Annotated in this window: 7 protein-coding genes and 1 tRNA gene; 1 reads left to right on the top strand and 7 read right to left on the bottom strand. The window is 57.9% G+C overall.

The features are described from left to right. Positions 1 to 10: 10 nt before the first annotated feature. Positions 11 to 82: transfer RNA gene (locus tag IPM61_11645), tRNA-Lys, on the bottom strand. A gap of 65 nt (positions 83 to 147) precedes the next feature. Then, complete coding sequence (locus IPM61_11640; protein ID MBK8911968.1) at positions 148 to 2,121, bottom strand: 1-deoxy-D-xylulose-5-phosphate synthase; 1,974 nt, start codon at positions 2,119 to 2,121, stop codon at positions 148 to 150. 414 nt (positions 2,122 to 2,535) lie between these two features. On the opposite strand from IPM61_11640, the gene IPM61_11635 reads away from it, so the two are divergent. Next, positions 2,536 to 3,567, top strand: coding sequence for a T9SS type A sorting domain-containing protein (locus IPM61_11635; GenBank protein MBK8911967.1), 1,032 nt, complete (start codon positions 2,536 to 2,538; stop codon positions 3,565 to 3,567). A gap of 189 nt (positions 3,568 to 3,756) precedes the next feature. Here the strand turns inward: IPM61_11635 and IPM61_11630 are convergent, their stop codons facing one another. From IPM61_11630 to IPM61_11610, 5 genes are all read right to left on the bottom strand, one after another. Further along, positions 3,757 to 4,560, bottom strand: coding sequence for a hypothetical protein (locus IPM61_11630; protein MBK8911966.1), 804 nt, complete (start codon positions 4,558 to 4,560; stop codon positions 3,757 to 3,759). 26 nt (positions 4,561 to 4,586) lie between these two features. Then, positions 4,587 to 5,372 (bottom strand): hypothetical protein, encoded by a 786-nt coding sequence (locus IPM61_11625; protein MBK8911965.1) that lies wholly within the window; start codon positions 5,370 to 5,372, stop codon positions 4,587 to 4,589. Between the two features lie 114 nt (positions 5,373 to 5,486). Continuing rightward, entirely contained in the window at positions 5,487 to 6,314 is an 828-nt protein-coding gene (locus IPM61_11620; GenBank protein MBK8911964.1) for a hypothetical protein, read from the bottom strand. Positions 6,315 to 6,512: 198 nt separating this feature from the next. Beyond that, the gene (locus tag IPM61_11615) at positions 6,513 to 7,322 is read right to left on the bottom strand and encodes a PorT family protein (GenBank protein MBK8911963.1); all 810 of its coding nucleotides are present in this window, start codon (positions 7,320 to 7,322) and stop codon (positions 6,513 to 6,515) included. A 152-nt stretch (positions 7,323 to 7,474) separates the two neighbouring features. Beyond that, the gene (locus IPM61_11610; GenBank protein ID MBK8911962.1) at positions 7,475 to 11,521 is read right to left on the bottom strand and encodes a choice-of-anchor D domain-containing protein; all 4,047 of its coding nucleotides are present in this window, start codon (positions 11,519 to 11,521) and stop codon (positions 7,475 to 7,477) included. Positions 11,522 to 11,707: the final 186 nt, after the last annotated feature.

The following is an 11,707-nucleotide window of genomic DNA, read 5'->3' as shown; positions in this document are numbered from 1 at the left end:
TTCCCTTGAGTGATTCCGTTGGGACTCGAACCCAAGACCCTCTGATTAAAAGTCAGATGCTCTACCGCTGAGCTACGGAATCAACGCCCTTTTCTTAAAAGGGAGCGCAAAAATAGTCTCTTCCCCCCCCTCTTTACAACATTGTTCTCAGACTGACACAAGATGGCCAACTCCGTGCGGCAACCCGATGAACTCCCGCACCACGTCGGCGATTCCCTCCGGCATCAGATTCAGCTCGGCTAACAGGTCCTCGCTGTTGCCATGCTCCACGAACGTGTTGGCGGGCAAGCCGTGAACTTTGATGTTGACCTTCTCATGGTAGGGCTGCGTTGCCACGTACTCCAACACCGCGCTTCCAAAGCCGCCGGCCACCACGTTGTTTTCCAGCGTCACCACTTTGTCGAATCGGGTGCAGATGTCGTCAATCATGGCGGTGTCCAGCGGTTTGGCAAATCGGGCATTCACCACCTCGCAGCTGATGCCGTCGGTGGATTGCAGAAGCTCGGCGACCTGGTGCGCGCGCCACGCCATGTCGCCAATGGCAAGGATTGCAACGTCGCGCCCGGCCCGCATCGTCTCCGCTTTTCCGATTGGGATCTGCTGGAACTCCTTCCGCACCGGCACGCCGTAGCCCTCGCCACGCGGGTAGCGGAAGGCAATCGGTCCCCCCTTGTGGTTGACGGCGGTGAAAAGCATGTCGCGAAGCTCCTGCTCATCTTTTGGTGCCATCACCACGATGTCCTGGATAATCCGAAGGTAGCTGATGTCCAACGCGCCGTGGTGGGTTGGGCCGTCGTTCCCGGCGATTCCGGCGCGGTCCATTGCGAAGATCACCGGAAGATGCTGCAACGCGCAATCGTGGACGATTTGGTCGAACCCACGCTGCAGGAAGGTGCTGTAAATCGCCACCACTGGGATTGCCCCCTCCACCGCCATTCCCGCCGCAAACGTCACGGCGTGTTCCTCGGCAATGCCAACGTCGAAGAACTGGTTCGGCAAGGCTTTTTGCAGAAGGTCCAGACTGGTTCCGTCGGGCATGGCGGCGGTGATGCCAACAATCCTGGGGTTCTGGCGGGCAAGTTCCACCAACGCCTGGCCGAACACCACTTGCCACTTTGGTGGCTTTGGCGCGCCGCTGTTTGGCTGGGCAATGGCCTTGCCGGTGATTTTATCGGTGGGGCCGCCAAGCGCGTGCAACCGCTGCGCCGTGTCGGCCTCGGCAGGGGCAAATCCTTTCCCTTTTTCGGTGGTGACGTGGAGCAGCACCGGGCCGTCAATCCCCTTTGCGAAGTTGAACAGATCCACCAGCTTGGTGACGTTGTGGCCATTCTCGGGACCGAAGTAATGGAAGCCAAGTGCCTCGAACAAAATGCCTGGAGTAATCACCGCACGCACCCCGTTTTCAATCCGCGAAGCAAGGCGGCGGAAGCGGTCGCCCCAGTTTCCCATTTCGCCGGTAAGGTCCCACACACGGCCACGGATTTTTTGGGCGATGGTGGTTTGCGCAATCTGCGTGAAGTAATTGCTAATGGCCCAGACGTTCGGCGCGATGGACATCCGGTTATCGTTCAGCACCACGATGATCCGGCGCTTCTGCAGGCCGCAGTTGTTCATGGCCTCGTAGGCCATTCCGCCGGTCATTGCCCCGTCGCCAATGATGGCAACCACGTGGTTATCCTCCCCTTTCAGGTCGCGAGCGGCGGCAAGGCCAAGCGCGGCGGAGATAGAGGTGGTTGCGTGGCCCGCGCCGAAGATGTCGTACTCACTCTCCTCCTGTTTCAGGAAAGGGCTTAGCCCCCCTTTTTGGCGAATGGTATGCAGGCGTTCCTTCCGCCCGGTCAAGATTTTGTGGGGGTAGCCCTGGTGCCCGGTGTCGAACACCAGCTTATCCTTTGGGGTGTTGAAGGCGTAGTGGGCGGCCACCGTCAGCTCCACCACGCCAAGCCCGGCCCCAAAATGCCCGCCAACTTGCGTGATGACATCAATCATGTAGTTGCGCACATCGGCGCAGACCTGGCGCAATTGCGTTGGGTCAAGCCGCCGCAGATCGTGCGGGGAATCAATCAGCTTCAGCAACGGATAGTTGTTGATGTTGACAAGCGGCTGAACGGAGGAAGCCATAGTTCTCTCATTGGAAAGCGTTCGCGGAAATCCCCCCTTCACTTGCGCGATTGCCAATCGCCATTCCCCATATCATCCATTGCCATGATGAACCACCGCGTTGACGATTCACCACAGTATGGTGATAGTATATGGTGATAGTATAGTGACAGACCGGCAGCGTCCATCAATCACTAAGAATGAAAATAACGATCCCCACGGTTTGCGTCAGGTAGTGAGAAGTAACAGCGGCGGGAAAAATCTTCTTCGAAGAATCAAGGCAGATTGCCCTGGTGGACCTATACCTGCGGCATTTATTACATATTTTTCCGTGACCGAACTGCAGGCAGCCCCCTCATTTCGATTACGCGGTTGCTGCACACATCCGAACCAACGCAGCACGCCGGGAACTCACAGTTAATCCAACCAACAACCATGAAACGAAGCGAATTTCTGAAAGCCGTTGGGGTGGCAAGCGCCAGCGTGGTATTGCCGTTGCCGGTAGCCTGCGCCGACACGCCACAAACGAACACCGCACCAACGGGCAAGGCCGCACTTCCGTCCGGAGCCGACTGTGTGTTGATCCCCCAAGAAACCCGAGGCCCCTACCCGTTGGACCTGAGCAAAGACTCCACCAAATTCCGCCAAGACATCACCGAAGGGCTGCCCGGAATGCCACTAACAATTCGCCTAACGATTGTGAACATCAACGATGACTGCCGACCAATCGCGAACGCACGGGTGGATATTTGGCAGACCAATAAAGATGGGGTCTATTCCGGTTTCCAGCAGCCAGGGGTCAACACCGTGGGGCAGACCTTCATGCGGGGGATTCAGCTGACCGACAGCAATGGCCAAGTGGAGTTCCACACGGTCTATCCAGGCTGGTACAACGGGCGCGCAACGCATATCCATTTTGAGGTCTTCCTAAACTCGGTGCTGAGTGCCACCAGCCAAATGGCCTTCCCCGAAGCCATCACCGAAGCGGTGTACAAAACTCCGCTGTATGTTGAGAAAGGACAGAACAGCACAACCAACGCCGCCGACGGCATCTTTAGCGACATGAGCAACACGCAGTATGAGATGCTGACCATCACCGAAAACGCCGCCACCGGTGGCTACATTGGAACCCTGACCGTTGGCATGAACGCGCCGAAATCGGGGGTTATCAACCTTGAGCCGGAGACCGGAGGGCAATTCAAACTTCAGCAGAACTCCCCGAATCCGTTCCATGGAGCAACCGCATTCCACTTCAATCTGGCGCAAGCCTCGCAGGTGAACCTTGAGGTGTTCGATCTATCCGGGAAAAAAGTGGCAAGCGTGTATGGTGGTGGATTGGAGGCGGGCGACCATGCCATCTCTTGGCAAAAAAGCGAGCAGCTTCCGGCAGGGAACTACCTGTTCCAACTTACCGTCAGCAACGGCAGCGGGGAGTTCAAACAGAGTAAGGTGATGACGGGGTTGTGAGAACGCAAACAGCAAGGGAGGGCATACCTGATGATATGCCCTCCCCCCTAAAGCAAAAGCAGAACGAAAAGGGGACGGTATCGCCTCGCTCAACTCCTCAGCTCGTAACGGTTGGCCGATGCGATGCCCCGCTCCCCTTTCAATCCTACTTTTCAATCCCGTCTTTCAATCTGGCCTTTTAATCCGGCCTTACAACTCCATCCGAACATCCACCCGAAACGCCAGCGAGTGCACGCGCCAGCCATCTTCTTCCGCGCTGCTGGTGACGTTGGTTAGGGAGTGGTCGTAGCTGATGTTGGGGGTGATGGAGGTCCCGCCACATTCAAGCCGAACCCCAACCGTGCCAACAACGCCGAAGCGGAAATCTTGAAGCATCGGGAGCGGCTCCTCATTGCTTAGCATTGCATGATTTCCCCCCTCCTGCTGCGCTGCGGCGGCTTCCTCCAACGGCGTGCTTTGTGGGTAGCTGACGTGGCCACGGTAGCGGGTTCGTTTCCCATTCAGGGGTGTGGCGATTGAAGCTCCGGCCCCGCACAGCAGCGTCACTCCGCTGGCCAGCTGCAGCGGGCGGGCAACCGCCGTAAGCTCCGCACTCAGATTCTGATACTCCAGAATGGAGGTGGTAACGGTGTCAATCACCATTACGCCAGATTCGGGAAGAAGCACTTCAACGCCAGGGGGAGCTTGGTAGATGGCACCGGGCATGGACCGGTATTCCAAGCGTCCGCCCAAGCTCAACCATTGGCCGAACGATTGCTCCGCAACCAACCCCACGCTGAACCCCACCTTCCCCACGGCAACGGTTCGGATGGTGTCGGCACCGCCGGTGATTCCCCCACCGGTGTGGCTGCTGCGGAGCAACCCGCCAGTGATCCCCAGAACGAATGCTGGCTTTGGGGGATCGGTGAGTTCCTTCCCCACATCACTCTGCGCCACCATCATGGAGGTGCTTCCGAAGCAGAGAAGCAAGGCTGAAAGAAGTAACTGTTTCATAGATTTTTTTGTTGATGATGCTTGGTTTACAACTCCATCCGAACATCCACCCGAAACGCCAGCGAGTGCACGCGCCAGCCATCTTCTTCCGCGCTGCTGGTGACGTTCGTTAGGGAGTGGTCGTACCAAATTGCCGGAATGATTCGGGTGCTGCCGTAGCGATACTGAACCCCGATTCCCCCAGTAACTCCACCCCCCACCTTGTTCAAATCCGAAATTTCTTGGTATGGCTTCAGGATCAATCGCTGCCCGTTGTGCTCGGTTGGAAATCCTGCGGGATTGATCGGCTTGCCTCCATCAGGGAAATCAATAAACTGGGAGTGCGTTCCTTCCAGCGCACTGCGGAGGAACGCCCCCACAGCCACCATCCCCGACAACCGCCTCAACAAACGAGGCTTGAACGCAGCCGATAGCGCAAGATCAACTGCACGAAATTGAGGGATGTCGGTTGTGGTTGTCACCACCAAGAGGTGCGGTTCAACACTGCTTGGTAGAATAATGAATGATTCCACGGGATACACCACCCGCCCGGGCATCGAGCGGTACTCCAATCGCCCGCTGATTTCGAATTCGCTGGTAAGGTCATACCCCGCCCCGATTCCCAGGGCGAACCCCATCCGTTGTTCCGGCTCCCCGGGGTTTCCCGCTCCGTTGGCCCCGGGGTGTGAGTTCAGCAGCAGCGCGCTCGTTGGCCCAACGTGCCACCGTGGCATCGGCGGATCGCAAAGGGGAATATCACCCGAGGGTGCTTGGGCAATGGCGGCTGCCGTGGCAGCAATCCAAACAGAAAGCAAGCGAAGAAACGTGTTCATTGTAGAAATGGAGAGATGATTGATGATTGTTTCCGGCGCACGGTGGCGGCTTGCCAAATAGGGCACGCCACCCACTCCCCCATGTTCACCACCCTGACACCGCGCCACGGCGGATCAGAACGCGTGGCGGAAATCCACTTGGAACATGGCGGTGTTCAGGTTCCAATTCTCGTTGTTCGTGACGCGGCTTAGGCCGTAGTCGAAGTAGATGCCCGGGTACATAATCCAATCGTTCCCGAACAGGCCCACCTCCAACTGCACCCCACCTTTCATCGAGAATCGGGTCGAATTCCGCCCCGGGATTTGGCCATCGAACAGGATCAGCCGGCGGCCGTTGTTCTCCTCGGGCAACCGATCCGGGTTCACGAACCGTGCGTTTTGCGGCTCGATCAAATCTTGCACCTGCCGATTGCTTCCCCCCAGAACAACGCTAAACGCTGGCCCCGCCTCCACGTTGAGGAACACCCCTTTTGCAAGGCGTGCAACGCGGTGGTTGTAGGCAAGCTCGGCAGCCACAAGGTTGTAGGTGATGGTGGCATCGGTCCGCACAGTTTGGGTGGTTGAGGTTTGGCTGCTTGGCAGTATTACCTCGGCATCGGGAAGATATTGGCGGAAGGAACCCGGGCGGGTTTGGTAGCTTACGCGCCCCACCACGGTCCAATTCCACGGGGTTTGATACTCCGCAGTCAGCCCCGCCAGCACGCCCCACCCCGCGCCTTGTTCAAAGGTTGGGCAGTTTGGTTCATCAATAGTGCGGAAGCCGCCGGTGTGCCAGTTTCGGGTTACGCCAACGGTGGGGCCAACAACAATTTGCGAGCGGGGAACGTTGGGATCAAGCGGGTTGGGAGCGGTAGAGTACGAGCGTTGCGCCAGCAGGCCGCTGGCTCCTTCCAACAAGAACACTCCACCCAACAGCAGCAGAGAAGCAAGGGGACGGTTCATGGCAAGGACCTTTTTTGATGATTGGTTGAACGGGCCAAGCCGTTGCGCCAAATGGCAGCACGCTTGGCGGCCTGCCGAATAAGATTCCGCAATGGGGTGAGTGTCGCAGCGGAGAATGCAGAATGGATAAAAAAAAATCGCTGGGACATCGGGAAGCGATGCCCCAGCGATTGCAATGCCAATCGCGACGGAGTGGGTTTAGAATGCGCGACGGAAATCCACTTGGAACAGGATGCTGTTCAGGTTCCAGTTCTCGGCTTTGGTGACCTGGGTTAGGCCGTAGTCGTAGAAAACGCCCGGGCACATAATCCAGGCATTCCCGAACAACCCGACCTCCACCGCCGCGCCAGCCTTCAGCGAGAAGCGGATGGACTCACGCTCAGGGATATCACCATCGAACAGGATCAGCCGGCGGCCGTTGTTCTCTTCTGGCAACTGGTCTGGGTTCACGAACCGTGCGTTTTGCGGCTCGATCAAATCTTGCACCTGGCGGTTCTTCCCCCCAAGCACGTAGCCGAACACCGGTCCGGCCTGCACGCTTAGGCGCAGCCCTTTGGTGATTTTGGCGATTTCGTACTTGTACAACACCTCGGCCGTCAGCAGGCTGTAGGTGATGTCGGAGGAGGTTTCCACCGTTTGATTCACCGGCTGGGTGGCGTTTGGCAGCAGCACTTGTGCATCGGGAAGGTTCTGGGTGAACTGGCCCGGGCGGGTGTCGTAGCAAATCCGTGGGATAATGCTCCAGTTCGGCGACGGTTGGAACTCGGCAGTCATTCCCACCAAGAAACCCCAGCCGGAACCTTGCTCGAAGATTGGGCAGTTGGGGTCATCAATCGTACGGAAGCCACCGGTGTGGTAATTGCGGGTAATGCCAACGGTTGGCCCCACCAGCACTTGCGAGCGCGGAACCGTCGGATCCAGCGGGTTGGACCCTTGCGCAAGTGTGGCTTCGCTACCGATGGTCACACCAATGGCCAACGCGCAGAGCGTAGCGGAAAGAAATTTCATAGGGAAGGTTCTCCAGCAGTTGATATGGATTGTTTGGTTAGAACGCGAACGTAAGAACTACCAATGTTGCAACCCACAGACAGGGGCCGCAAGGTTGGACGAATGGCACTGGCAGTTATCAAGACCTCCGTGAAGGAACCGAAGTTACAACATCAGCGGCGGATTACCATCTGCCGAACCGAAGAAAATTCTCCGGAGGTCAGGCGATAGTAGTACGTGCCACTGCTTAACCCGCTTGCATCCACCGTTAAACGGTAGTCTCCGGCCCGCAAATATCCATCAATCGGGACAATCGCAGGGCGGCCATCGGCGGCAAAAATCTCCAGTTTTGTTTCCGAGTCCATCGCAAGGGTGAACTCAATCTGGGCAGTATGCGTTGCCGGGTTCGGGATGCTTTGCTTCAGCGCGTAGGGGTTGCCGGTAAAATAGAACAGCCGATGCGACAACCCGCAGATGCTATCCACCCGGTAGGGGATTGTCGTGACCGCCGGGCTTGCACAGGCCGAAGGTCCCGCAGTCATCGTCACCGTAAACGTGTCGGCCATATCCTCGGCAATAAAAATATGGAACGGGATGGGAAGAAGCACCGCGCCGTCAAGATATGCCGTTGCGCCGTTGCGTGGCTTCAGCCGAAGGGTCAGCAGTCCCGAAGTGTCAACCGTTGGCGCGCCGGCGGGAACCCAATCGGCATCAAGGGGCTTGGACGCATCGGCCACCAACGCATCCCAGCTTGCGCGGTTGAACATCGCCATTCGTGGGTTGTAGGAAACCGTCACGGTGGCCTGGCTGATGGGAAGTTTCTCCCAGTAAAGGCTGTCCACCGCCACAATGATACTGAAGTTGCCGCCATTTGGAACCACCGCCGGAGGAATTGTCCGGATTGCCATCCGCTGCGGACGCGACCGCACGCCAAATTGCCGCGCAAACGTTCCCGGGATTTCCTGATAACTCCATGTTAGCTGGCCCGTCACCGTGTCGGCAAAGCCATCGAACGGAACGGAGAACGCCACCGTGATATCCCCCCCCACCGGAATGATCGTCCCCGCCGCAGGAAGCATCGCCGTGGCAATGGAAGGATTACTGGCAAGCTGGATGTCGGCAATGGTCAGCGGCGTGTTGCCGTCGTTGTGGATCGTCAGCCAGCCGGTGCGTGTGTCGCAGGAGTAGCTTTCGCTGCTGTCCCACTCCAACTGATCGCTGGCCAACGCAATCAATCCAAAGCCTTGCAAGGTGTTGGTGATGATCGGGGTCTGGCGCGAATCGGTTTGGGCAGCAATCACGGCCTCGCGGTGGCCAGCCATCAGCGGGCTGAATCGCACGGAAACCGGAGCGGTTTCGCCGGAGTCGAGCGTGAGGGGAACAAGAAGTGGTTCGGCCTCGAAGTCACCCGTATCGCCAGCGTCAATCCAGACGCGGCTGATCGTGACCGGCTCGCGCGCGGTGTTTCGCAGAAGCACCAGCGTGTCGTGCACCGAACCGACCCAGCGTTCCTTCCAGTCGTAGCCGTCAATCGTGGCCGCCAAGATATACCCGCTTCCAAGCAAGGTGTTCGTGGCCTCCAGCCCGTCATCGTTGTTTAGGAACACCGCCGAACGGTACTCCGCCTGGGCCTGCGGAACGAAGGCAACATCAACCCACGTTGTGTCGCCAACCAGCAAGGTGTCGCGGAATCTGGCCGCCGGGGCGGGGAATATTGCGGCCTCGGCAATGGTGATGCCGGTGACAAACGCCGTATCCGTTCCGCTGTTCACGATTGGGAGCCGCGCCATTCCGGTATCCCCCACTTGAATCTTTCCAAAATCCCACCCGCCAATCTCCAACTTTGGATACAGCCCCACCCCGTGCAGCCGTGCAATCGCAATCCCTGCGGTGCTGTGGAAGGTGACGGATCCGGTGAAATCGCCGGTGGATGGTGGGATAAAACGAATCTGGAACGATGAGTCCTTTCCGGCATCCAGCAAAAACGGTGTGTTCTTCCCGGTCATGTTGCTGAACACGCCGGGCGACATCACCACGCTATCAATTTTCAGCGTGCTAACGCCCGGGTTCCAAACCCGCAGCCGCATGGTTTTGGCGCGCCCGGCACGAACGCCGTAGTACTCCAAATCTTCGGTGGAGATTTGCGGCAACGGCATCTGCGCCGCAACCGGAAGGCGGAAGACCCGGCAGTTGGCACCGACCAGCACCGTGTCGGCAAAATCTTGCACTTCGTCGGACTTGAAGGTGACGGTGATGGGAAGCGATTGGTCCGCCTGCAACACCGCCCCTTGGTATCCCGACGCAAGGATGAACTCACGATTCACCACCAACCCCACGCTGTCAATCTGCATTGGGTTGCCGGTGGAGTTCGTCAGCGTGAAGCTCCGCGTGTGAAGGATTCCTGGAGGGACATCGGCAAAGAGGAGGGAGTCGCTGGAGAACGTTGGGGCAAGCACCGGAAGGACCAAATTGAACGTGTCAAGATTTCCTTGCAGGTCCATGGCAACCACCTGTGCTTTTCCGGGAAGTGCCGGGTCAATCGTGGTGACGGTGGAGTTGTTGAAGTCATCCCCATGGATCAGCAGGCTCCCCTGGAATCGGACGTTGCTGGAGGCGGAATCCACCAGCCAGACTTTCTGCAATCCGCTTTCCGTGATCCCGCTATCGGCCACACGAACCGTGAATTGGTCGCACTTCTGCTGCGTGGCGAACGACGGCGATTTGGTATCTATCTGCCCCAACCGCCGCATTCCGGAACCGATCGGCCAAGCGTAGGAATCGAACTCACCCAGGCCATAAATAAAGCCGCTAAACAATCCATCGCTGGTCAGCACGTGGGTTTGCCCGTCGCTGATGCGGACGGTTGCCCACAAGTAGGGCCGCGCCGCGCCGATCACGTTTCCGGTAACAAAGCCAGGATGGTCGGCAAGGCGGCCATTGTCCAGCTGGATGGTGCCGAAGCTCTCCTGCTCGGCAACAATGGTGAGGTAGTGATAATCGAACTGGTTGGCAACGCGGATATCGCTTGAGCTTCTGTTCGGCAGCGTCTGGAAGACCGCGGCGTTCACGTATTGGTCCGTTGGGGTGATGACCATCATGTCGGGGTCGAACGGATGAGGGAGCGGAGTGTTCGGCGGGCGATTGACGTTCTCGGGATCGGCTCCGCTCGACTTGGAGTATTGCGTCACCAGTATCGGCTTATCGCTGGTGATAACCGTGGCCCGCTCCAGCTCATATTCCCCCCACTCCCCCATTCCCGCAAGCGCGAACGTTTTCACCTCAACACCCTCCACCGTAACCGAAACATTGGTGGTTCCTGGCTCGGAGGCAATCACGCGAACAACATCGCCGCCGTTACGCCCGCCGAATGGAATAAGGATATGTTCGGTGCTCAGCATCTCGCGCGGGGGGAGCATCTCAATCAAGTGGTCCTTGGTGTCGAACTGGGTTGGGATGCCGGCGCGGATGTGGCCGCTTAGCACCCCAACGGGCTTATCGGCAATGATGATCGAGCCGGTAAGGTCGGTCCCGCCCCGAACGGTTCCGCCATCCTGCACCTGCAAGATGTCCCCTTTCTGCAGCACCCGCTGGAACATCACCCCGGCAGCCTGCGCGGTCACTGTTTTGGTTTTTGGATAGACGCTGACCACCGTCTCCTCGGCAGCAATCACTGCGAACTCACCGCCGCGTGGAGCTTTGTCGCAAAGGTATTGGTCGTAATCGTCGGTGGGATCGGAAGGGGTGTAATGGTCAAGGTAGTAGTTGGCACTAACATACTGGGTTCCCCAGGAGCTTATCGGGAGCGCCATGTAGCCATCGGAAGTGAGGTAGCGGCTGTTGTAGCAATAGACGGAGATAGGCTCGGTGCTAGTGATCTCGATCCCCAAATCAAAAACGCCTTCGCCGATGCACTCAAAGTACTCCGGCACCGTTTGCTCGAACACCTGAAAAGCAGGGACCGTTCTTTTGATGACGGTGCGATCGGGGAAGCGGATCGTGACCTCTGTTTGGAATCGCGAGGCAATGGAGATAACGCGGTAGATGGAGCGTTTCATGCAGACATCAGTCTCATTCTGCATAAACCCAACCATGAAATGGGTTCCCTCAGCATTCGACCCCAGCAGCGATGGCCCCCCTTTCTCACGCAATTGCGCACGCAAAGAAGCGGGCATTCCAATCAACAGCAGGAACGCAGCAACAAGCAGTAGCCTTGTCATCATCGGCACGTTGTTTTGGTGAGTAGTATCAATCGCTACATGCAGAAACGCTAATCGTGAGGTCGGGGACCCGCCTGCTGATATGCTGCCTGGAAAAGCCGCATGGCAAGACGAAGCCAGAAGAAGCACCAAAGAGGGGTATCCCACAGAAGGTGTACCGCGCCGAATATACGCAACTGACATTTGGAT

The sequence above is a fragment of the Chlorobiota bacterium genome (assembly GCA_016710285.1).
Classification (GTDB): domain Bacteria; phylum Bacteroidota; class Ignavibacteria; order OLB7; family OLB7; genus OLB7.
This window is presented reverse-complemented; position numbering and strand designations above follow the sequence as displayed.